The sequence below is a fragment of the Massilia niabensis genome (assembly GCF_042655085.1).
Lineage (GTDB): Bacteria > Pseudomonadota > Gammaproteobacteria > Burkholderiales > Burkholderiaceae_D > Telluria > Telluria niabensis.
In genome coordinates, this window is the sequence record NZ_JBHSMU010000009.1 from 509,735 (window position 1) to 533,163 (window position 23,429).

The 23,429-nt window shown below is 63.5% G+C and carries 16 protein-coding genes; 9 read left to right on the plus strand and 7 right to left on the minus strand.

Features of this window, described 5'->3' with window-relative positions:
- Positions 1-164: 164 nt before the first annotated feature.
- The 4 genes from ACFPN5_RS10430 to pepA (ACFPN5_RS10445) all read left to right on the plus strand — a co-directional run bounded on the left by ACFPN5_RS10430 (position 165) and on the right by pepA (ACFPN5_RS10445) (position 4,159).
- Entirely contained in the window at positions 165-923 is a 759-nt protein-coding gene (locus tag ACFPN5_RS10430) for a S1 family peptidase (RefSeq protein WP_379782866.1), read from the plus strand.
- 113 nt (positions 924-1,036) lie between these two features.
- Positions 1,037-1,708 carry an XrtA/PEP-CTERM system exopolysaccharide export protein gene (locus tag ACFPN5_RS10435; protein ID WP_379782868.1) on the plus strand — a complete coding sequence of 224 codons (672 nt, stop codon included), beginning with the start codon at positions 1,037-1,039 and terminating at the stop codon, positions 1,706-1,708.
- A 498-nt stretch (positions 1,709-2,206) separates the two neighbouring features.
- Complete coding sequence (gene pepA / locus ACFPN5_RS10440; protein ID WP_379782870.1) at positions 2,207-3,058, plus strand: flocculation-associated PEP-CTERM protein PepA; 852 nt, start codon at positions 2,207-2,209, stop codon at positions 3,056-3,058.
- 249 nt (positions 3,059-3,307) lie between these two features.
- Positions 3,308-4,159, plus strand: coding sequence for a flocculation-associated PEP-CTERM protein PepA (pepA, locus tag ACFPN5_RS10445; RefSeq protein WP_379782872.1), 852 nt, complete (start codon positions 3,308-3,310; stop codon positions 4,157-4,159).
- Between the two features lie 161 nt (positions 4,160-4,320).
- Here pepA (ACFPN5_RS10445) and ACFPN5_RS10450 read toward each other — a convergent pair whose 3' ends face one another.
- From ACFPN5_RS10450 to ACFPN5_RS10475, 6 genes are all read right to left on the minus strand, one after another.
- A complete protein-coding gene (locus ACFPN5_RS10450; RefSeq protein WP_379782874.1) occupies positions 4,321-5,385 on the minus strand; it encodes a nitroreductase family protein in 1,065 nt (354 codons plus the stop codon).
- On the minus strand, positions 5,382-6,335 hold the full coding sequence (locus tag ACFPN5_RS10455; protein ID WP_379782876.1) for a ThiF family adenylyltransferase: 954 nt from the start codon (positions 6,333-6,335) through the stop codon (positions 5,382-5,384). Before ACFPN5_RS10455 ends, ACFPN5_RS10450 begins: the two co-directional genes overlap by 4 nt.
- Positions 6,336-6,434: 99 nt before the next feature.
- On the minus strand, positions 6,435-7,208 hold the full coding sequence (locus ACFPN5_RS10460; protein ID WP_379782878.1) for an N-acyl amino acid synthase FeeM domain-containing protein: 774 nt from the start codon (positions 7,206-7,208) through the stop codon (positions 6,435-6,437).
- Between the two features lie 127 nt (positions 7,209-7,335).
- Positions 7,336-10,110 carry an XrtA/PEP-CTERM system TPR-repeat protein PrsT gene (gene prsT, locus ACFPN5_RS10465; protein WP_379782880.1) on the minus strand — a complete coding sequence of 925 codons (2,775 nt, stop codon included), beginning with the start codon at positions 10,108-10,110 and terminating at the stop codon, positions 7,336-7,338.
- 214 nt (positions 10,111-10,324) lie between these two features.
- Positions 10,325-10,636, minus strand: coding sequence for a hypothetical protein (locus ACFPN5_RS10470; protein ID WP_379782882.1), 312 nt, complete (start codon positions 10,634-10,636; stop codon positions 10,325-10,327).
- 101 nt (positions 10,637-10,737) lie between these two features.
- A complete protein-coding gene (locus ACFPN5_RS10475; RefSeq protein ID WP_379782884.1) occupies positions 10,738-13,209 on the minus strand; it encodes a TonB-dependent receptor in 2,472 nt (823 codons plus the stop codon).
- A 264-nt stretch (positions 13,210-13,473) separates the two neighbouring features.
- Between ACFPN5_RS10475 and ACFPN5_RS10480 the strand changes: the two genes are divergently transcribed.
- The 5 genes from ACFPN5_RS10480 to ACFPN5_RS10500 all read left to right on the plus strand — a co-directional run bounded on the left by ACFPN5_RS10480 (position 13,474) and on the right by ACFPN5_RS10500 (position 20,114).
- Positions 13,474-14,484 (plus strand): LacI family DNA-binding transcriptional regulator, encoded by a 1,011-nt coding sequence (locus ACFPN5_RS10480; RefSeq protein WP_379782886.1) that lies wholly within the window; start codon positions 13,474-13,476, stop codon positions 14,482-14,484.
- Between the two features lie 98 nt (positions 14,485-14,582).
- Entirely contained in the window at positions 14,583-16,925 is a 2,343-nt protein-coding gene (locus ACFPN5_RS10485) for a glycoside hydrolase family 65 protein (RefSeq protein WP_379782888.1), read from the plus strand.
- Positions 16,922-17,563: a beta-phosphoglucomutase gene (gene pgmB / locus ACFPN5_RS10490; RefSeq protein WP_379782890.1), complete on the plus strand. Its 642-nt coding sequence runs from the start codon at positions 16,922-16,924 to the stop codon at positions 17,561-17,563. Before ACFPN5_RS10485 ends, pgmB begins: the two co-directional genes overlap by 4 nt.
- 35 nt (positions 17,564-17,598) lie before the next feature.
- Positions 17,599-18,849 carry an MFS transporter gene (locus tag ACFPN5_RS10495; RefSeq protein ID WP_379782892.1) on the plus strand — a complete coding sequence of 417 codons (1,251 nt, stop codon included), beginning with the start codon at positions 17,599-17,601 and terminating at the stop codon, positions 18,847-18,849.
- 65 nt (positions 18,850-18,914) lie between these two features.
- Positions 18,915-20,114 carry an FAD-dependent oxidoreductase gene (locus ACFPN5_RS10500; protein WP_379783113.1) on the plus strand — a complete coding sequence of 400 codons (1,200 nt, stop codon included), beginning with the start codon at positions 18,915-18,917 and terminating at the stop codon, positions 20,112-20,114.
- A gap of 22 nt (positions 20,115-20,136) precedes the next feature.
- Here the strand turns inward: ACFPN5_RS10500 and icmF are convergent, their stop codons facing one another.
- On the minus strand, positions 20,137-23,424 hold the full coding sequence (icmF, locus tag ACFPN5_RS10505; protein ID WP_379782894.1) for a fused isobutyryl-CoA mutase/GTPase IcmF: 3,288 nt from the start codon (positions 23,422-23,424) through the stop codon (positions 20,137-20,139).
- Positions 23,425-23,429 lie beyond the last annotated feature (5 nt).

A 23,429-nucleotide genomic window follows, 5' to 3' on the forward strand; every position in this document is an offset into this window, starting at 1 on the left:
ATGTACTACTAGAAGCAATTCGTCCCGGACTTGAGTCCCGAACAGCGTCTTTGCTTAACATCAAGCCGAGGTATTGTAATATTGAAATTGCAAAAGGGCCTGCACGATTGATTCCCTCCCGAAATAATGAGTGCAAACTGAATAAGGTATTGCTGCACCGCCGCATGCTCACCACGTGCGCCGGCCTGGCGCTGGCTGCGCTAACGGCTGCCCCCGCCCATGCCGACGGACTGACGCGCACGATCACCGCCATCAAGCCCTCGGTCGTCGGTGTGGGCACCTTCCTCAAGACCCGCAGCCCGTCGGTCATGTTTACGGGTACCGGTTTTGCCGTCGGCGATGGGCTCTCCATCATCACGAATGCGCACGTGGTGCCGGCCGTGCTCGACGGCGCGAAGATGGAAGAGCTGGGCGTGGTGGTCGGCGCTGGCCGCGAGTTCAGCTTCCGCCCGGCGCGCCTGGTGGCGCTCGACCGCGGGCGCGACCTGGCGCACCTGCGCTTGACTAGCGGGGCGCCGCTGCCGGCGCTGGCGCTGGGCGATTCGCGCGCCGCGCTCGAAGGGCAGGCGCTGGCGTTTACCGGCTTTCCCCTCGGGATGGTGCTGGGACTGAACCATGTCACGCACCGCGCGATGCTGTCGGCGGTGACGCCGATCGTCATCCCGTCGATGAGTTCGCGCGGGCTCGATGCGCGCGCCATCACGCAGCTGCAGCGCGACCCCCTCAAGATCTTCCAGCTCGACGGCACGGCCTATCCCGGCAACAGCGGCAGCCCCGTGTACGACCCGGAGACCGGCGCCGTGCTCGGGGTGATCAATATGGTGTTCGTCAAGGGACTGAAGGAAAACGCGATTAGCAGTCCCAGCGGCATCAGCTATGCGATCCCGGTTCAGTACGTGCAGGAGCTGTTGCAGCGAAAGTAAAAAAATGAAATATTTCAATCGTGCACGCCTTATTGGCTCCCATGATTACGATACAATACGCCGGTTTGATGGCTAAATAACAATTTTTAATTTGCAATAACAACAGTTTGGCGATGCCGCCACTGCTTGTCGTGAAGGGGAATGAAGTGAGCAAGATCATGACGAATCTGACGAAACTGGCCCTGGCTTCGGCCTGTGCCCTGACCTTGTCCGGCTGCGCAGTGTGGGACAAGTTCCGGTCGCCGTCGCAGTCGGCCGTGTCGATGGCGGGCGTGGTACCAGCCGACTACCTGATTGGCCCGGGCGATGCCGTCAATATCATCGTCTGGCGCAATCCGGAAGTGTCGATGTCGGTGCCGGTCCGCCCGGACGGCAAGATCACGACCCCGCTGGTCGAAGACCTGCCGGCGGCGGGGAAAACCTCGACCGAGCTGGCGCGTGATATCGAAAAGGCACTGGCAAAGTTCATCCAGCAACCGGTCGTGACCGTCGTCGTCACCGGTTTCGTCGGCAACTACGGCGAGCAGATCCGCGTGATCGGCCAGGCCGCCAAGCCGCAAGCCCTGCCGTACCGCCGCGACATGTCGCTGATGGACGTCCTGATCGCCGTCGGCGGCGTCACCGAGTTCGCCTCGGGCAATCGCGCCAGCATCATCCGCACGGTCGATGGCCGGCAGCAAAAGCTGAATGTGCGCCTTGACGACCTGATCAAGGATGGCGACATCTCGGCCAACATGCCGATGCGCCCGGGCGACATCCTGGTGATCCCGGAGAGCTTCTTCTAAACCTCGATACTGTCGGGTTTTCTTACAACGGCGCCTCAGGGCGCCGTTTGTCATTGAAGGGCCCCTGGTTGATACCTGCAATCCTGCCGGCGGCACGCGCTCCGGCTGCGCACGCGCTGCTGTATATATGCACTGCCACCGGCGCGTGGCGCCAACAGGGCCACCATGCCACCTGCTTCAGCAAACCTTCATGTCGCCGCGGGCACGCGCCGGACTGTCAGGCGCGTGCTGCCGAGGGTGGCGTAGGAGCGTTCTTACAAAGCCACGGGAGGATTTTGTAGGAGCAACATTGTTAACTATTTCTTATAATAAAACAAAGATTCCTAAGAACATTGTAATAGAAAAATATGCTGTCGATATACTTTACAAGGGCATTGATCGGGGTCTAGATGCGTGCATTAAGTATCTGATTTTTAAAGAAAATCAAAAGCTGGCACAGCGCTTGCTAATAGGTGAGTGTGTTTGCCCAACCGATCAACTCCACTGAGGAATAGAATCATGAACTTTATGAAGAAACTGGCTTGCGCCGCCGCTGTTGCAATGTCCTTCGCTGGTGCCGCTAACGCGGAAGTCGTGCTGAACGACTGGGTCTTCAATCCAGGCGGTACCGGCTATGCAAACGGCCAGGAAGTCAATGAATACCTGGACGTGAACGGCAACGCCTTCATCCAGCTGACCCCAACCGGCGGCTCGAGCTTCACCTTCACCGAACACGCTGTGTTCAACATCGTCCAGGCTGACAGCAACGGCCAGCTGTTCCCAGTGAACTTCCCAGGCGGCAACATCAGCGCAACCTTCGAAGCGACCGGTCGCGGTAACTTCAGCGGCGCCTTCACCTTCACCGGTGGCACCATCCGCATGTACCAGAACCCGACCAATGGCCAGTACGGCACTGAGGCCGGCATCTACGGCGCGAACCTGGGCAACGAGATCGCTTCGTTCAACGTGCTGGCCGGCGGCGGGGGCGAAGTCGATGCAAGCGGCTCCCCAGTCAACAACGGTCAAGTGACCGTGCTGGCACAAGCCACCCAGATGGACGCTGGTTACTTCTTCCGTGGCAATGGCCAGGACCTGTCGCTGGAAGACATCATGGCCTTCGCCTTCACCAATGCCAACACCGTCGGTGAGCCGACCGCCCGCCTGGTGAACGAAGTCGCTTGCCAATACGCAGGCTTTACCGGCAACGGTTGCAACGGCAGCGCCTACGGCAACACCCCTGGCGCGTTCTTCGTCTCGAACAACGGCCAGTTCAAGCTGGCTGAAGTTCCAGAGCCAGGTTCGCTGGCCCTGTTCGGTATCGCGATGCTGGGTGCTGGCGTTGTCAGCCGCAAGCGCGCCAAGAAGGCCTGATTCGCCTCCTGAACGCAGTAGAGTTGGATGAAAAGAGCGGGCTTGCCCGCTCTTTTTCTTTGGCCGCTCGGTTTTGCGTATGGTTATGCCATAGCAAATAGGAATCGGTTTTCTTTACAGTCGAGTTCGCTTAGCATGAATAAAAATTATTAAGTCGTTGATTTTTAAGTACTTTACATAGCTGGCACGATGATTGCTTATATCTAAGCAGAACGCCCACTTGATCAACCTTAATAAAGAATCCTAATCATGAAATTCCTGAAAAAACTCGCTTGCGCTACCGCTGTTGCAATGTCCTTCGCTGGCGCCGCCAGCGCGGAAGTCGTGCTGAACGACTGGGTCTTCAATCCAGCCGGTACCGGCTTCGCAAACGGCCAGGAAATCAACGAATACCTGGACGTGAACGGCAATGCCTTCATCCAGCTGACCCCAACCGGCGGCTCGAGCTTCACCTTCACCGAACACGCTGTGTTCAACATCGTCCAGGCTGACAGCAACGGCCAGCTGTTCCCAGTGAACTTCCCAGGCGGCAACATCAGCGCAACCTTCGAAGCCACCGGTCGCGGTAACTTCAGCGGCGCCTTCACCTTCACCGGTGGCACCATCCGCATGTACCAGAATCCGACCAACGGCCAGTACGGCACCACCGCTGGCGTGTACGGCGCTAACCTGGGCAACGAGATCGCCTCGTTCAACGTGCTGGCCGGCGGCGGCGGTGAAGTCGATGCAAGCGGCTCGCCAGTGAACAACGGCCAGGTCAGCGTGCTGGCAGAAGTCACCAGCATGGACGCTGGTTACTTCTTCCGCGGCAACGGCAATGACCTGTCGCTGGAAGACATCATGGCCTTCGCCTTCACCAACGCCAACACCGTCGGCGAGCCGACCAACCGTCTGGTGAGCGAAGTTGCTTGCCAATACGCCGGCTTCACTGGCGCCGGCTGCAACGGCACCGCCTACGGCAACACCGCCGGCGCGTTCTTCGTCTCGAACAACGGCCAGTTCAAGCTGGCTGAAGTTCCAGAGCCAGGTTCGCTGGCCCTGTTCGGCATCGCGATGCTGGGTGCTGGCGTCATCAGCCGCAAGCGCGCCAAGCAGGCTTAATTGCCTCCTGAACGCAGTATAGTTGGATGAAAAGAGCGGGCTTGCCCGCTCTTTTTTATTGGCTGTCCGGTTTCAGGCCGGGATCCAAAATGAAAAAGCGGCGGCGACCTCGATGGTCGCCGCCGCTTCTTTTTCTGGGCGGATCGCTTGCCCTGACTGCGTCAGCGCTTCATCAGTTCGGCCAGCGGCCGGCGCACCGAGCGCGCGTCGGGGGCAGGGCCGTAGCCGAGGCGTCCCATGTACACCGGGAACAGGTCATCGTTGAAGATCAGCGCCTCGGTCTGGCCTTGCAATGCCCGGGCGGCGGCTTCCAGCTTCGGCTCGGCCGTGAAACGCGTGCCTTCGCGCGCGTATTTCGAAAAAATCAGGGGCGTCATTTCCGGCTGCATGTACAGCCCGAGCGTGGTCATGGTCAGCCAGAAGCGCTGCAGGGCGCGGCCGGCGGCCACGTAATCGTCGATCGACTGCGGCGCGCGATGGGCCTTGAGCACGAAGTGGGCGGCGCAGGCCAGGCCGGGCGCCAGGTCCATCTGCAGGCGCGGCGCCCAGGTGCCCATCAGCGTGTTGACGGTGGCCATGCGGCGCCAGCTCACCATCGCCCATTTCATCAGGTGCAGGGTCATCGTGTCGACGCCGAGCGCACCGGCCGGTACCTTGTCCGGGCTGTGCCTGCGGTTTTCCCAGTCGATGATGCTGCGGTGCGTCTCGAAGGCCTCGGGCATCGTCAAGCGCAGCCGGGCATTATTGAACATCAGCCTGGCGGCCTGCCATTTCTGGTCGCGGGTTTCCAGCCAGGTGAGGGAATAGTCGGGCGCCACGGTCGACGCCAGCACGCGCTTGTGCTCGGCGGTGAGCGGCGTGGTGCGCATCGGCCGGCGCTGTACCGTGCGCTTGTCGATGACGTCGATCAGGGGGCTGCGCGCCACGCCGGGGTCGGCGGCGAAGCGCACGTCGAACACCGGGTGCGTCTCGCGCTCGCCCGCGCGGCGCTGGGCGTCGGCGCGCAGCCCCTGGCCGCTGGCGGCAATCGCGATGGTCTCGAGCAGGGTGCCGAAGGCGATCTGGCTCGGATGGCCGTCGAGGTCGTAGACGCAATGGTCGCGCGTGTCGTAGGCATGCACGGCAAGGTGGTCGGGCGCGACAATCTCGAAGCGCCAGGTCTGCATGTTGTCGCCGCTGGGCGCCCAGCGCGCCAGCTCCAGGATCTGTTCGATCTGTGTACTCATCGTGTTGCTCCCGCAGCGGCCAGGTCGGCAGCGGCCAGGTCTTTGGCCAGCTGCTTCTTGCCGATCTTGATCATCAGGCGATGCAAGGGGTTGCGATTGCCGCCCGGGCGCCAGGTGCGCACCAGCTTGTTACGGTAGGCATCGAACTGGATGCCCCAGGGGGCTGCCAGCACGCGTCCGCGGCCGAGCAGGATCTTGAGTGCCTCGGTACCCATCACGCCGGCGCACAGCTGGCAGGCCATGATGGTCGAGGGACCGCGGCGCTCGACGAAATTGACGGCCTCGGGCAGCACCAGGTAGGGGCGGTGCAGCCCGGCCGGCGCCAGGCCGACGACGAAGTGGACGGCCTTGTCCGTTTCCGGCAGGTCGCCCCACTGGAAGTATTCCTCGAACGTCATTTGTCCCGGCAGGAAGTTAAGCAGCGCCGCGCCCATGCCGAGCGGGGCGACAGTACTGGCCGGAATGCCGAGCCGGGCGCACAGCGCAAAGGTTTTCTGGCGGATCTCGAAAGCGAAGAAATCGAGCGCGTCGACATACATGTCGGCGCCCTCCAGGAAGGCGTTCAGGTTGGCGTCGTTGATACCCTGGTCGAACACCTCGACTTCGCACTCGGGATTGACGTCGAGCAGCATGCGGCGGATGACCTCGACCTTGGGCTGGCCCAGGGTGGACACCATCGCGCCGACCTGGCGATTGAAGTTCGGGACATCGAAGGTGTCGAAATCGGCAATTCGGAATTTGGTAATGCCGAGCCGGGCCAGGGTGAGCGCATGCACGCCGCCGACCCCGCCGCCGCCCGCGATCGCAACCCGCTTGTTTCGCAACCGCGCCTGCTCCTCTCGGGTTACCCAGCCAATATTTCGAGAAAAAGCCTGCTCATAGCGAAAAGGAGTGGTCATGTGATGAAGCGGTAAAGCGGTGGGAAATGAAGCGCCATCCATGTGCACCATGGCGATGCGCGGTCCTGCTGCGCAATCGGATATTGCCTGGTGCACCAGCCTGGCGCGTTGTTTTGATGCGCCGGAGCGGGACCCCGGCGTCGGGAAGTGTTACGCAACCTGCTGTTCGTCGATGCGGCGCAGGCGGTTGATAATACCTTGCTCTTCGCGTGCCGAGAAAAAATAGGGGTAAAACGAGCGTTCGGTCGTGGTTTCGCTGAACGTGCCGCCGAATTTTTTGATCTGCTCGGTGACGTAGGACAGCTCGATCCGCAGCAGATACGCCGGCGCATTCACGCGCGGGTTTTCCTTCAAATCGCCTTCGCGTTTGAATCCGAGCATGTGCTCGTAAAAGCGCCGATGGCGCGGATTGACTTCGATGACGATATCGGTGCAGTCGTGGATATCGCGGGCGTAAATGACAGCGAGGTGAAACAGGTTGGCCAGCGAGGTTTTGGAGCGGACCGTCGGGTCAAATGCGAGCTTCGTGAATTCGCACAGCTTCGCCCCGCGTGCGCGTTGCGCGTCGAGTTCGTCCTTGAAAATCTGATCGGCCATCAGGCCGATCGGCGAGTCGATACCGAGCGTCAGGGTGCCTACCACTTCGCCTTTATCAGTGGCGGTCAGGGTAATGCGATTGGGATCGTCGCTGAACTGGTGCGAGCCAGCATAGCCGCGCCAAGCATACATCTTGTTGACCAGCATGCTGGCCGAATTGCGTCCTTTTGCCGTATCGGTAAGCCGGATTCCGTATGAATCTTGGTTCACGATAACATCCTCTAATTCTGAGTTCGCTAGTTTATCGCGATCCTCTGACACATGAGCGTTCGATAGAAATTCGGTGGAATGCTCTTCACGTTCCTGCAAATCGTCGGGATTCGTCATCGCGGCACACCCTCGTTCTGACGCGCCGCCTTGCGCAGACGGCGCCTTTTGGCATTTGCCGCACTCTATTCGCCAGGGCGAAAGGTGCGGTCCTCTTGGTTTTTTATGTCCTACAGATAGTAGACGGTTATAAAGTTTTAAGCAACGAACGCGCATCTTCCAGCTGAGCGAATGAACGGTTTTGCGCCAGCAGCGTTTCAAGCTCCTTGCGCGCGCCATTCTTGTCCCCGGATTTATGCAGGCCGACCGCCACGTGATAACGGATTTCAGGCGACGCCGGCGTTCCCGCCAGGGCTTTTTGCAACAGTGGCAGTCCGCGCGCGGTATTACCCTGTTCGACCAGCATCCAGCCCAGCGTGTCCATCACGGCGGCGTTGTTCGGCGCCGCCTTGTACGCCTGTTCGGCCGTGGCCAGCGCCCGCGGGTCTTTCGTTTGCGAGTAAGCCCAGGCCAGGTTGTTGAGCGCCGCCCCATTGCTCGGGTTGCGCTTGACCAAGCCTTCGAGGATGGCTGCGGCCGGCTTGTATTCCTGGGCAGTCAGGTGCGATTCGGCCAGGTACATCTGGACCGCGGCATCGTCCGGATTGGCACGCGCGTAGGCGGCCACGCGGGCCTGCGCTTCTTTGGCCTTGCCCATCGTCTTGAGCAGCTCGGCGGTTCGGATCGTGATCGCGCCCGACTTGGTAATGGCCAGTGCCTTGTCGTAGGCAGCCAGCGCCAGCGCCGGCTTCTTCTGCGCATTGTGCAGGTCGGCTTCCAGCAGGAAGCCGATTGGCGACTTGGGCTCCTGTACCTGCACTTCGCGCGCCAGCGCCAGCGCCTCGTCGCTGCGGCCGCGCCGCATCGCCAGTTCGACTTGGGCCACCCGTGCCTGGACCAGGCCTGGCTGCAGCGCGACGGCGCGCTTGAGCGCATCGGCCGCGGCGCTGTCGTTCTTGAGGCTGGCTTGTGCCGCGGCCAGGCGCATTTGCGCCATCGCCGATTTTGGCACCACGTTGACCAGCTTGCTGTAGCTGTCGAGCGCGCCTTGCGCATCGTCGTTCGCCAGCTGGGCCTGGCCGAGCAGGTCGAGCAGTTCGGCGTTGGCCGGATTGGCGGCCTGCACCTTGCGGACCAGCGTCAGCGCTTTCTTTTCCTGTTTCGTGGCCAGGTAATGGCTGCCCAGCTTGATGACCGGTGCGATCGCGTCCGGGTTCTCGGCCTGGGCCTTTTCCAGCCAGGTGGTCGCTTCCTCGGGACGCTTCTGCAGCATCGCCAGCTCGGCCATCGCCGCCATCGCGCCGAAGTTCTGCTTGTCCGTTGCCAGCACCGTTTCGAAACGCTTGCGCGCCGCGTCCGGCTTGTTTTCCAGCAGGTCGAGCTTGGCGAGGTTGGCGGCAGCCGGGAAGAAGGTTGGCTTCAGTTGCAGCGCCTTTTCGAACGCGGCGCGGGCGCCGGGGACGTCGCCCTTGCCGAGCATGACGGTGGCCTTCAGGTTGTAGGTCTGCGGGTCATCGCCCTTGATCTGCTCGAGCTTGGCCACGGCGGCGAGCGCCTTGTCGAAGTGCTTCAGGCCGTACTCGGCCTGCACCAGGGCGGCAAGGGCGCGGTCCGACTTCGGATCGAGTTCGGTGGCGCGTTCCAGTTCGCCGATCGCGCGGGCAGTGTCGCCCTGGCCCAGGCGCGCCAGGCCAAGCGAGGTGCGCACCACGGCCGCGTCCGGCGCCAGCTGGGCCGCCTTTTCGAAATAGGTGGTCGCCTTGCCGAAGTCGCGGGCCTGCATGTGCGATTCGCCGGCCAGCGCCAGCAGCTGCGGATCGTTGGATTTGTCGAGCATTGGCGCGAGCGTGTTGACCGCTTCGCCCGGCTGCGCGTTCTTGAGCTGGGCTTGCGCCATCAGCTTGCGCGCATGCAGGTTGTTCGGGTCGTTTTCCAGGTATTTGCGCAGGTGCATCTGCGCCTGCTCGGGGGCGTTCAGGTTCAGCTCGACGGCGCCGGCCAGCAGGATGCTCGGCATATGCTCGGGAGCGCTTTTGAGGACGCGCTGCAGCGATTCGCGCGCCGCTGCGTTCTTGCCCTCGGTGTAGTCGAGCAGGCCCTGGGCGTAGGTCACGAGCAGGCTGTTCGGCGCGGTCTTGCGGGCGGCTTCGATTTCGGCGCGTGCTTCAGGGAACTTGTTCTGGTTGATGCGGATGTATGCCTTTTCCAGGTTGGCGTTGCGGTCGCCAGGACGCAGGGCCAGCACCTTGTCGAAGGCGGCCAGCGCCTCGTCCGGCTTGTTCATGCCGCGCAGCATACCGCCGCGGAACATCCAGACCTCGGGATTGTTCGGGTCCTTTGCGACTGCCTCGCTTGCATAGCGTTCGGCCGTCGGCAGGTCCTGCTTCACCAGCGCCAGGCGCGCCAGGCCGCTGAGGGCGGCGCCGTTCGCCGGCTGCAGCGCAAGCGCCGCCTCGTAGGCCGCTTTCGCGCCGTCGATATCGTTGGTAGCCAGCAGGGCGTCGCCGCGGATTGCCGTCAGCGGCGCCGACTTGGCGGCCAGCTCCGGCTTGATTTCGGCCAGCAATTCCTTGAACTTGCCCTGGGACTGCAGCGCCTGGGCGAGCAGGGGCAGCGTGCGCTCGGCCGGCATGCCGAGGCTGACCGCCTTGCGCAGCTCCTTGTCGGCCGAGACGGCGTCGCCGGATTCCAGGTACAGCGTACCGAGCTGCAGACGTGCTTCGCCGTCTTCCGGGCTCTTGGCCACGGCATTTTTCAGCTGGATCAGGGCGGCCTTCTGGTCGCCCTTTTGTTGGTATTGCTTTGCTTCGGCCAGCAGGCTGGCGGTCGACTGGTCACGGTTGCAGCCGCCCAGGCCGGCAAGCAGCAGTGCGCCGGATACGACGGCGGTGGTGAATTTGATCTTGGAGACGTTACGGGACATGGGTTCCTCAGGTTTTACGCAGTGCAGACGCCGCCCGCACAGGGGCCAGCGAGTTTCCTCACTAACAATAATACCTCATGGAATGGCTTAGTTCCCGCACAATGCGTTTGTTGTTGCAGGGACGCGATTTCCCTATGGAAAATGATGCGGCGAGCGACGCGGCGGCACAGGCCAATCCGCTGCCGGCGGCCGCGCCTGGCGGAGCGGCGGGGACCTATTCGGACTCGCCCTTGCGCAGGCGGCTCAGCAGCGCGTCGACGTTGTCGCCGACCGGCAAACCGTGGCGGCGCAGCAGCTGCACGTGCAGCACCAGGTTTTCCAGCACCAGCTTGGCCGAGACCGCCAGCAGCGTCATCAGCCGGTCCTCGGTGCTGAAGTTTTCCATGGCGGCCGCCATCTCGCACAAGTGGTTTGCCACCAGGTCGCGCAGGTCGTCCTCGGGGAAGGGCAGGTCGGCAAAATCGATCGGGTCTTCCTGCTCGACTTCGCGCATCAGGGCGGCGAGTTGGTCCGGCTTGATCGGCATGGGATGCTCCACTCGTGGGTCATGCTTTTATTGTAGGGCAGTGGCGAAAAAAAAAGGGGAGCGACAAGCGCTCCCCAAGGTCACAGCTCTGCAGGTTTACATCAGAAGCGGTACATCACCGATGCTTCCACGGCGCGGCCGAAGATCGGGCGCGCATTGATCGGGCCGCTGCTCTGGGCGCCGGTCAGGCGCGAGTTGCCTTCGGTGAGGCCCAGTTCATTCGTCAGGTTAGTCGCCGACAAGCGCAGTTCCCAATTGTCGCCGATGCTGGCCAGGGCGCCCAGGTCGAGCGTCTGATAGGACGGCAGGTAGGACAGGTTGGCCTGGTCGGCCCAGCGGTCGCCGATGTGGGTGTAAGTACCGTACAGCTTGACGCTGTTGTCGCCCAGCGGGATGCGGTAGCTCGGCGTGAAGCGGAACTGCAGGTTCGGCTGGCGCTGCACGTCGTTGCCGGCGATGGCCGGATTGTCGCGGTACTCCGATTTCTGATAGTTGCCGGTCAGGCTGACTTGCAGGTTTTTAGTAGGGCGCAGCGCCAGTTCGAATTCGACGCCATGGCCGCGCGAGCCGCTGACCGAATTCAGGACGGCGTTGGTCGTGATCTGCTGGAACGAGATGCCGGTGAAGTCGGTATAGAACGCGTTGATGTAGGCGCTGTACAGCGGGTTGGCGGTCTTGAAGCCGATTTCGTACTGCGTCACTTCCGGGTTCGGCACGCCGTTGCGGTCGTTCAGCGCGGCCTGGGTGCCGGCATTGCGCATGTCGTCGAAGTAGATGAAGGTGTGGCCCGTGTTGGCGCGCACGAACACACTGGTGTCCTTGTTCAGCTTGTACAGACCGCCGGCGGTGAACGAATTGACGCTGTCGTCGCGTTCCAGACGCGTGAAGCTGCCGGTCGGGACCGAGGTACTGTTGTTGTACACGGTCAGCGGATTGTTGTCGGTGTCGCGCGCGGTCAGGTTCGAGACCGAGCCTTCCAGGCTCTGGCGCTCGCGGCGCAGGCCGGCATCGACGCGCAGGCGGTCGCTGATCTTCCACTCGTCGGCCAGGAACAGGGCCAGGTTGTTGCCCTTGTAGTGGGCGACCGGTGCGTAGAAGACATTGCCTTCCTTGCCGTTGCGCGCCACCACGGTGCCGTTCGCCAGGCTGACGTTGATCAGGCGCGCGTTCGGCGTGGCCGTCATCAGGTGGCTATTGCCCAGGTACCACTCGTCGTCCGATTTGTAGTTCGCATAGTAGCCGCCGGCGGTGAGGGTGTGGCCGGCGAACAGCTCGCGGCTGACGCGCAACTCGTTGGTGAACGAGGTCAGTTTCTTTTCCACCGACCAGAGGCCGGCCTGCACCACCTGCTGGTTCGGATCGACCGCGCCGCCGCCGTTCACGTAAGTCATGCTGCCGGAGCTGGCCGCTGCCAGCGGGTTGTAGCTGGCGTTGGCCGTGGCCAGGTAGTCGCGCGCTGCCAAGGGGTTGTTACCGGTGAACATCGAGATCGTGTTCAGGTCGCCATTGAAATAATTTGCCTTGTTCGACACGTCCCAGCCGGCCAGCTTTTGCTCGTAGTTCAGGCCCCACACGGCCGCCTGCATGCCGCGCCCCTCGGCCAGGTCGCGCTCGAGGGTCTTGCCTGGCGCCGCGTCGATGGTGAAGTAACGCATTTCGTTACTCATCAGGGTGCCGGTGAGCGGATCGAAACCAGGGAATTCGCTGATGTCGCGGCCCCCGTTGCTGGAAATGAGCGGCACGCCCGTATAAAAGGCGTTTTTCTCGTCGGTGGCACGCACGTACATCGTCACCGCGCCGCCCTCTAACTTGCGGGTGAGGGTGGCGGTCAGCTGGCCGCCGTCGTCGGCGAGGAACTGCGGGTCGCGCACACCATGGCTCTGGCGGTAGAAGCCGCCGAAGGTGCCGTACCAGCCTTCGGCAAGCTTGCCGCCCAGGAAAATATCACCGCGGCGCAGGTCGCCGGTGCCGGTGGTCAGGCGGATTGTGCGCTCAGGCACATCCTCGCCCGTTTTCAGGATGAAGTTCATGGTCGCGCCCGGCTGGCCGACCGAATAGATCGTGCTCGGGCCGCCGCGCAGCACCTCGACACGCTCGATGGTGTCATCGAGACGGAAGGCCGAGGTGCCCTCGAAGAAGGACAGGACCGGCACCGGGTAGACCGGGTTGCCGTTCAGCTGGACCGAGACGAAGGGCGAATCGCTGCCCGACGGGAAACCGCGCACTTCGACGTTCGCGCCCGACTGGCCGCCGGTCGATTCGGCATACACACCCGGCACCAGTTTCAGGATGTCGGCGGTGCTGCTTGGCGAAGCGGCCTTCAGCTGTTCCGCGGTGGCGGTGGTGATCGAAAACGCGGTGTCGATCTTGCGGGTGCCGCTGGCCGACGCGGTACCGGTGACGACCACCTGCTGGATTTCCTGGGCGACCTGGGCGCCGGCCGCATCCTGGGCCGTGGCCTGGGCGGCCGAAGGCGCCTGTACTGCGGCCTGTCCTGCGGCCTGGGCCTGGCTGACCAGGGTCAGCACGGCCAGTGCAACCGCGGAGCGGAGGAAGTGCTTGGAATTGTTCATGGTTGGGCTCTCGTTTTTATGGTTCAAAATCCGTCTCCTGGACACGCGGGCCGCCGGTGCGGCCCGTCGAACGCGGTGCTGTCGCAGTCTTGATCTGGCATTGGCGGGTCCGATGAAATAATAGACTCCTGTCAACATGTGGCATTGAAACAAGGAATGATATCGATGTCAATCGAATTGTTATCGATGTCATTTGTCATTCCACGAGCATTTAAATCTGTCATAATTTGCCGCAGAGTTGTTTTTCTTACCTGAAGATTCTCCATGGCGACTAACAAGACAGCGGTACGCAAGAGCGAGGCCGGCACCACGATGGAAGACCTGGCGCGGTTGGCCGGCGTCTCCACGATCACGGTATCGCGCGCCCTGCGCGACAGCCCGCTTGTGACCGAAAAGACACGCGACAAGGTACGCCGCATCGCCGAGGAGCAGGGTTACCGTCTGAACATCAGCGCGCGCAACCTGCGCATGGGCCGCAGCAATTCGGTGGCCGTCGTGGTGGAGATGACGCCGGTAAAAGGGCGCCCGATGTCAGATCCGTATCCGCTGGCGCTGCTCGGCGGGATCACTCAGGAACTGACCACCGCCGGCTATACGGTCGTGCTGACCTCGCGCCAGTTGCTCGACAGCGCGCCGGTGCGCGGCGCCGACGGCATGATCCTGCTCGGCCAGGGCTCGCACGGCGAAGCCGTCAAAGTATTGCAGAAGGCGGGCTTGCCGTTGGTGGTCTGGGGCGCGCCGGAAGAAAGCGCGTCGTATGTGGTGGTCGGCAGCGACAACCGTGCCGGCGGCGCCAGCGCCGCCGAACGCTTCATCGAGCAGCGCCGCCGCAAGCTGGTGTTCCTGGGCGACGTCGACCATGCCGAAGTGCAGCAGCGCTGCTCCGGCTTCATCGATGCCATGCGCGGCAACGGCAGCGTGCACATCATCCGCCCGAAAGCCTTTACCTTCGAAGCCGGCTTCGAGAGCATGACGACCCTGCTCAAGAAAAAGGGCGTATCTGTGGTCGACGGCGTGTTCGCCGCCAGTGACCTGCTGGCGATGGGCGCGATTCGCGCGCTGTCCGAGCACGGCCTGCGCGTGCCGGACCAGGTCTCGGTCATCGGCTACGACGACACCCCCGGCGCCGCCAGCTTCGTGCCGCCGCTGACCAGCGTCCACCAGGATCTGCGCGACGGCGGCGTGCTGTTAGGGCGCAAGATGCTCGCACTGCTCAACGACGAAGCCGTCGCTTCCGAGATGCTGCCGACCCGGCTGATGGTGCGCCAGACCTGATTTTTTAACCCCCATCCACGCTTCACCCCGGTGCGCCCGCGCGCGTGCCGGAACCCGTTTTGACTTCGATTACCGACACCACCGCTTGAGGACCCGACGTGCAGCCATCAGACAGCCCTATCCCCACTCTCCCGCTCGACCCCTGGTGCATCCGCGAAACCGGCTTCGATACCGCCTCGCACTTCCTGCGCGAGACCCTGTTTGCGCTCGGTAACGGCTACATCGGTCTGCGCGGCACCGGCGAGGAAGGCTACAGCGGCGCGGCCGGCACCTCGCTCGACGGCACCTACCTGAACGGTTTCTATGAGTCCGAGCCGATCGTCTATCCTGAGGCGGCCCATGCGCTGGCCAAGACCAACCAGTTCATGCTGAATGTCCCGAACGCGAAGGGCATCGCGCTGACGATCGACGGCGAGCGCTTCGATCCGCTGGCAGGCAAGCTCGATCGCTACGAGCGCACGCTTGACTTCCGTACAGGCGTGCTGGTGCGGGTCCTCGAGTGGACCTCGCAGTCCGGCAAGCGCATCGCCCTGCGCAGCCGGCGCGTGGTGACGTTCACCAACAAGCACCTGTTCGCGATTGAATTCGAAGTCACGGCGCTGAATTTCTCCGGGCAGGTGGTGCTGCGCTCGTTCATCGATGGCGCGGTCAAGAATCAGGAAGCGGGCGACGATCCGCGCGTCGGTTCCGCCGTGTCGGGGCCGGCCTTGCAGACGATCTCAAACGAGCAGCAGGGGTCGTTCGCGGCGCTGGTGCAGCGCACCCACAACAGCGGTTTCACCCTGGTAAGCGCGATCGACAGCAGCGTCGAAGGGATGAGCCCCTCGGCCTGGCGCGAGGGCGAGCAGGCCGGTCAGGTGTTTACCTGCGAGGCTGTTCAGGGCCAGCCGGTCTGCCTGACCAAGTTCGGCGCGTATTACTCGTCGCGCGACTATCCGGAAGGCGAGCTGCTGGCGCGCGCGCAGGACACGCTGGCCACCGCGAAAGCCGCCGGTTTCGAGGCCCTGTGCACGGCGCAGGCGGCCTACCTGGCGGACTTCTGGGCCAGCGCCGACGTCGAGATCGCCGGCGACGACGCCCTGCAGCAAGGCATCCGCTTCAACCAGTACCACCTGTTGCAATCGGTGGGCCGCGACGGGCGCACCAACATCGCCGCCAAGGGCGTGACCGGGGAGGGCTATGAGGGCCACTACTTCTGGGACACCGAGATCTACATCTTCCCGTTCTTCCTGTACTCCAAACCGGAGATAGCGCGCAAGCTGCTCGAATACCGCTACGCGGGCCTGGAGCAGGCACGCGAGCGCGCGCGCCAGATGTCGCACCCGACCGGGGCGCTGTACCCGTGGCGCACGATCGCCGGCGGCGAGTGCTCGGCCTACTTCCCGGCCGGGACCGCGCAGTACCACATCAACGCCGACATCGCCTACTCGATCAAGTCGTATTACGAAGCGACCGCGGACCTCGACTACATGGCGCAGGCCGGCCTGGAAATCGTGCTGGAAACGGCGCGCATCTGGCTTGGCATCGGCAGCTACGACCGCCAGGGGCGCTTCTGCATCAATGAAGTGACCGGCCCCGACGAATACACGGCGCTGGTCAACAACAATTACTACACCAACGCGATGGCGCGCATGCACCTGCACTTCGCGGCGGACATGGTCGACACCATCCGCGAAGAGCGCCCGGGCGACTTCGCGCGCATCACAGGCGCCACCGGGCTGGAAGCCGGCGAGGTCGACGCATGGCGCCAGGCGGCCGGCCTGATGCACCTGCCGTACGACGCGACGCTCGGCATCCACGAGCAGGACGACAGCTTCCTGGCGAAAAAGGTGTGGGACTTCGCGAACACGCCGAAAGAGAACTATCCGCTGCTGCTGAACTACCACCCGATGGTGATCTACCGCCACCAGGTGTGTAAGCAGGCCGACGTGGTGCTGGCGCTGCTGCTGCTCTCAAGCGAGTTCACCTTGCACGACAAGCGCCGCGACTTCGACTACTACGAAGCGGTGACGACCCACGACTCCTCGCTGTCCTCGTGCATCTTCAGCATCATCGCCTCCGAAGTGGGCTACCACGACAAGGCCTATGACTACTTCATGGAGACGGCGCGCCTCGACCTCGACGACACCCACGGCAACACCCACTACGGCGTGCACACCGCGGCGATGGCCGGCACCTGGATGGGCGTAGCCTATGGCTTTGGCGGCATGCGCGTCTCCCACGGCGAGCTGCGCTTCGCGCCAACGCTGCCGACACAGTGGCAGCACTACCGCTTCCAGGTCCAGCTGCGCGGCGCGACGCTGGCCGTGCGCGTCTCTGGCGATGGCACCGAGTACACGCTGGTGCAGGGCGAGGCCCTCGACTTCAACCACTTCGGCCAGGCTGTGGCCCTCACCCGCGCGGCACCGCAAGCGCGCATTCCGCTGGAGGCACAGGCATGAGCCAATTCAAAGCAGTCATCTTCGATCTCGACGGCGTCATCACCGACACCGCGCATTATCACTACCTCGCCTGGAAGGCGCTGGCAGAGTCCGAAGGCGTGCACTTCGACCACGCGTTCAACGAAAATTTAAAAGGCGTCGACCGCATGGGCTCCCTGGAGCTGATCCTGGCCGGCTCGTCGAAAACCTATTCGATGGAACAGAAGCTGGCGCTGGCCGACCGCAAGAACCGCCAGTACGTCGAGCTGATCGCGACCATGAGCGACGCAGACCTGCTGCCGGGCGCCGTCGAGGCGCTGGCGGCGGTGCGCGCGGCAGGCCTGAAAATCGGCCTGGCGTCGGTCAGCAAGAACGCGTTCACGGTACTGGATCGCCTCGGCATCCGCGACCGCTTCGACTACGTGGTCGATGCCGCCCTGATCGCCAACAGCAAGCCGCATCCGGAGATCTTCCTGAATGCTGCGGCGGCGCTCGGCGTGGCCCCCGGGGACTGCCTGGGCGTGGAAGACGCAGTGGCGGGCGTCGCCTCGATCAAGTCGGCGGGCATGGTGGCCGTGGGCGTCGGCAGCCCGGACGTGCTGACCCAGGCCGACCGGGTGATCCCGAGCCTGCTCGAATTCCGGCTCGGCGACTACTGACACGCAAGCACACACTATAAAAAACGGGAGACAGCGTGAAAAACCAGCGCATTTTGCTTGCCTTATTCCTGATCTACTTCGTGTTCGCGATCCTGCTCAACAGCGTGGGCACGGTGATCCTCCAGGTCATCAACAACTACGAAGTCAGCAAGTCGGGCGCCAGCGTACTGGAGGCCTTCAAGGACCTGCCGATCGCGGTGGTGTCCTTCCTCGTCGCCTCGTTCCTGCCGCGGCTCGGCTACAAGAAGGCGATGCTGGTCGCGCTGGCGATCGTCGCGGCGGCCTGCATCGCGATGCCGCTGCTGCCGAGCTTCCTGACGACCAAGATGCTGTTCCTGTGCGTGGGCGTGGCCTTTGCGCTGGTTAAAGTCTCGGTGTATTCGACCCTCGGCCTGATCGCCACGGATCGCAAGCACCACGCCGGCCTCATGAACACGCTGGAAGGCTTCTTCATGGTGGGTGTGCTGAGTGCCTACTGGGTGTTCGCCCACTTCATCGATTCCGCCAACCCGAAGTCGCAGAGCTGGCTGGGGGTGTACTGGGTGCTGGCCGCGCTGTGCGTGTTCACGTTCGTACTGCTTGCGGTCACGCCGTTCGACGAGCGCGATGCGCAACTGCCGGAAGGGCGCAGCCGCTGGGACGACTTCTGCGCCATGTTCAAACTGTTCTTCAAGCCGCTGGTGTGCGTGTTCGTGCTGACCGCTTTCCTGTACGTGCTGATCGAGCAGAGCGTGGGCACCTGGCTGCCGACCTTCAATAACGAAATCTTGAAACTGCCGGCAGCGATGAGCGTGCAGGTGGCCAGTATCTTTGCCGCTTGCCTGGCGATCGGGCGCCTGTCGGCCGGCGTCGTGATGCGCAAGGTGCACTGGTACACGGTGATGAACGGCTGCGTGATCGGCATGGCGGCGATGGTCTTGCTGGCGCTGCCGCTCACACGCGACCTGGCCATCGATGCGAACGTCACCTGGGCCAATGCGCCGCTGGCGACCTTCCTGTTCCCGCTGATCGGGCTGTTCATGGCGCCGATCTACCCGGGCATCAATTCGGTCATGCTCAGCTCGCTGCCGAAGAACCAGCACTCCAGCATGACCGGGCTGCTCGTGATCTTCTCGGCGCTGGGCGGCACCACCGGCTCGTATGTGACGGGCTACGTGTTCGGCAACTTCAGCGGGCATGTCGCCTTCTACCTGACGCTGGTGCCGATCACGCTGGTGCTGATCACCCTGTTCTTCTTCCGCCGCCAGGTGGAGCAGACCGGTGAGGCGGTGGCGCAGGCCGCCTGAGGCAGGCCGGCTTTTTGCGGCGCCGCTGTCCTGGCGGCGCCGACCTCATCTAGAATGGCAGGATGATGCCATCCTGCAAACTACTGAACGTTGGAATCATCGGCGCCGGCACTGCCGGGCTGGCCGCCGCCATCGCGCTCGCACGTGCCGGGCACGGGGTGACGGTCTTCGAGAAGCATGGCTCGCTCACCCCGCTCGGCGCCGGCCTGCTGATCCAGCCGCAGGGGATTGCCGCGCTCGATGCGCTGGGCGTCGGCCCGGCCTTCAGCGCGGCCAGCGTGCCGGTCACGCGGCTGCTCGGCACCAGTCACCGCAACTGGACGCTGGTCGATATCCCCTACGACGAGACCGAGGCACGCGGCGTCAGCCGCGCGGCCCTGTCCCAGGTCCTGTTCGATGCCGCGCTGGCGCTGGGCGTGCGCATCGCATACGGCAGCCCAGTCGACAGGATCGCGGTCGACGGCCAGCAGGCGGCAGTGCACGTGCATGCCGACGCATTCACTTTCGACCTGGTCGTGATCGCCGACGGCGCGGCATCGACGCTGCCGGCCCAGGCCGGGCTGGCGGTGGCGTCCACGGTGTACCGCTGGGGCGCGCTGTGGGCGATGTTCGATGTGGCCGATTGGCCGGGGCAGGCGCTGCTCGAGCAGCGCTACCACGGCACGCGCCGGATGTTCGGCCTGATGCCGACGGCCCGCGCCGGCGGCAAGCTGCGGCTCTCCATGTTCTGGAGCCTGCCCTGCGCCGGGTACGACGCCTGGCGCGCGCGCCCGATCGCGGCCTGGAAGGATGAACTGCTGGCCCTGTGGCCGCAGGCGGCGCCCGTCATCGACCAGATCGAAGGCCACGACCAGTTCACGCTGGCCACTTACCGCCACGCGCGCGCCAAGCGGCTGGCCAGCGGCCCGGTATGCGTGATCGGCGATGCAGCGCACGCGATGAGTCCCCAGCTTGGCCTGGGGAGCACGCTGGCCGTGCAGGATGCGCTGGCACTGGCGGACGCGGTCGGCGAGCGGGGAGCCATCGGCGGCGCGGCGCTGTATTCGACCCGCAGGCTATGCGCCGTGCGCAACCATCAAATGCTCAGCCGTGCGCTGACGCCGTGCTTCCAGGCCGACGGCGGCGGCTTGTGGCGCGACCTGATGTTCGCCACGGGACTTAAAATCCCGGGCGTCGCGCGGCTCATGTACCGCAGCATAGCGGCGCCGCCGGCGGCACAAAAACAAATCCCTCCGAAAGCCGTGCAGGCCTTGCGGAGGGATTGAGGGCGGCTCCTGCCGTTTCTGGTTACATATTACGGCGGTACTGCCCACCCACCTCGAACAGCGCGGTGGTGATCTGGCCCAGCGAGCAGACGCGCACGGCCTCCATCAGCTTTTCGAACACGTTCTGGTTGTCGATCGCGGCCTGCTGCAGCGCCGCCAGTGCGGCCGGGGCTTCGGCTGCGTGGCGCGTGTGGAAGGCTTCCAGGCGCGTCAGTTGCGACTGCTTCTCGTCGTCGGTTGAACGGGCCAGTTCGATCGTGGCCGGGGCCTGGCTGCCTTTCGGATTGCGGAAGGTGTTTACGCCGATGATCGGCAGCGAACCGTCGTGCTTCTTGTGCTCGTAGAGCATCGACTCTTCCTGGATCTTGCCGCGCTGGTAGCCGGTTTCCATCGCGCCCAGCACGCCGCCGCGCTCGGCGATGCGCTCGAATTCCTGCAGCACGGCTTCTTCGACGAGGTCGGTCAGTTCGTCCATGATGAACGAGCCCTGGTTCGGGTTTTCGTTCTTGGCGAGACCCCATTCGCGGTTGATGATCAGCTGGATCGCCAGTGCACGGCGCACGGATTCGTCGGTTGGCGTGGTGATCGCTTCGTCGTAGGCGTTGGTGTGCAGCGAGTTGCAGTTGTCGTAGATCGCGATCAGCGCCTGCAGCGTGGTGCGGATGTCATTAAAATCGATTTCCTGCGCGTGCAGCGAGCGGCCCGAAGTCTGGATGTGGTACTTCAGCTTTTGCGAGCGGTCGTTGGCGCCGTACTTGTCGCGCATGGAAACTGCCCAGATGCGGCGTGCGACGCGGCCCAGCACCGTGTATTCCGGGTCCATGCCGTTCGAGAAGAAGAAGGACAGGTTCGGGGCGAAATCGTCGATGTGCATGCCGCGCGCCAGGTAGGCTTCGACAAACGTAAAACCGTTCGACAGCGTGAACGCCAGCTGCGAGATCGGGTTCGCGCCCGCTTCGGCGATGTGGTAGCCCGAGATCGACACCGAGTAGAAATTGCGCACCTGGTGGTGCACGAAATACTCCTGGATGTCGCCCATGACCTTCAGCGAGAACTCGGTCGAGAAGATGCAGGTGTTCTGGCCCTGGTCTTCCTTCAGGATGTCGGCCTGCACCGTGCCGCGTACGTTGGCCAGCACCCATTCCTTGATCTTCTGCGCTTCGTCGTCGGTCGGCTGGCGACCGTTGTCCGCGACGAATTTGTCGATCTGCTGGTCGATGGCAGTGTTCATGAACATCGCCAGGATGGTCGGCGCCGGGCCGTTGATCGTCATCGAGACGGATGTGCTCGGGCTGCACAGGTCGAAACCGTCGTACAGCACCTTCATGTCGTCGAGCGTGGCGATCGAGACGCCCGAGTTGCCGACCTTGCCGTAGATGTCGGGGCGCAGCGCCGGATCAGCGCCGTACAGGGTGACCGAGTCGAAGGCGGTGGACAGGCGCTTGGCGTCCATGCCGGTGGATACCAGCTTGAACCGCTTATTCGTGCGGAAGGCGTCGCCTTCGCCGGCGAACATGCGGGTCGGGTCTTCGTTCTCGCGTTTGAAGGCGAACACGCCGGCCGTGAACGGGAACGAGCCCGGCACGTTTTCCAGCATCAGGAAGCGCAGCACTTCGCCGTGGTCTTCATACTTCGGCAGCGCGACCTTGCGGATGGTGGTGCCGGACAGGGTTTTTTGCACCAAGTTGGTACGGATTTCCTTGTCGCGGATTTTGACCACGTACTCGTCGCCGGCGTAGGCAGCCTGCATGTCGGGCCACATGGCCAGCAGTTTCCTGGCGCTGCTGTCCATCGCGCTGTCGCGTTCCAGGATCAGGTCGTCGAAGACGACTTCACGGTTGGCGGCAGCGAGCATGCGCTTGGCTTCGCTTAACTGCTGGCGCTCGCGCGCCAGTTTCACCTGTTTGGCCGTGTTCTTGTGGTAGCCGCGTACGGTGTCCGAGATCTCGGCCAGGTAGCGCGCGCGCGCCGGTGGAACGATGACGTTCTTGGCGCTCGAATGCTTTTGCGGCGGGACGGCCAGTTTCGATGGCTCGACGTGCAGGCCCAGCTCGGCCAGCTTCGGCAGCAGGCCGTGGTAGAGGGCGGTGACGCCGTCGTCGTTGAAGCGCGACGCCTGGGTGCCGAACACGGGCATCTGGTCCGGGCTCTGGCTCCACAGTTCGCGGTTGCGCTGGTACTGCTTGGAAACGTCGCGCAGCGCGTCGAGGGCGCCCTTGCGGTCGAACTTGTTGATCGCAATAAAATCGGCGAAATCGAGCATGTCGATTTTTTCGAGCTGCGAGGCGGCGCCGAATTCCGGCGTCATCACGTACATCGAGGCGTCGACGTGCGGCACGATGGCGGCGTCGCCCTGGCCGATGCCGGACGTCTCGACGATCACCAGGTCGAAACCGGCGACCTTGCAGGCGGCGATCACGTCCGGCAGCGCGTGCGAGATTTCGGAGCCGGCTTCGCGCGTGGCGAGCGAGCGCATGAAGACGCGGCTGACACCGTTCCAGGGGTTGATCGCGTTCATGCGGATGCGGTCGCCCAGCAAGGCGCCGCCGGACTTGCGGCGCGACGGGTCGATCGAGATGACGGCGATGTTCAGGCGGTCGTTCTGGTCGAGGCGGATGCGGCGGATCAGTTCATCTGTCAGCGAGGATTTACCGGCGCCGCCGGTGCCGGTGATGCCCAGTGCCGGCACTTTCAAGGCATCGGCCGCTTCGACGATCTGCTTGCGTAGTTCCGGGTCGACCTTGCCGTTTTCCAGCGCGGTGATCAGCTGGGCCAGCGGGCGGTGGCGTTCGGCCATGTCGCCTGTGCGCAGGGCGTCGATCGCGGTCGGGGCGTAGGACGAGAGGTCGATGTCGCAGGTTTCGATCATCGAGCGGATCATGCCCACCAGGCCCATGCGCTGGCCGTCTTCCGGGCTGAAGATGCGCGTGACGCCATAAGCATGCAGTTCTTCGATCTCGGAGGCGACGATGACACCGCCGCCGCCGCCGAAGACCTTGATATGGGCGCCGCCGCGCTGGCGCAGCAGGTCGATCATGTATTTGAAATACTCGACGTGGCCACCCTGGTAGCTGGAAATGGCGATGCCTTGCACGTCTTCGGCGAGGGCCGCGGTGACGACATCGTCGACCGAGCGGTTGTGGCCGAGGTGGATGACCTCGACGCCGTTCGACTGCAGGATGCGGCGCATGATGTTAATCGAGGCATCGTGGCCGTCGAACAGCGACGCGGCGGTGACGAAGCGGACCTTGTTGGCGAGCTTCGGCTGCTCCGGCAGCTCGAGCTTGGCGGCGGTGGTGATGTCGTTCATGGGTT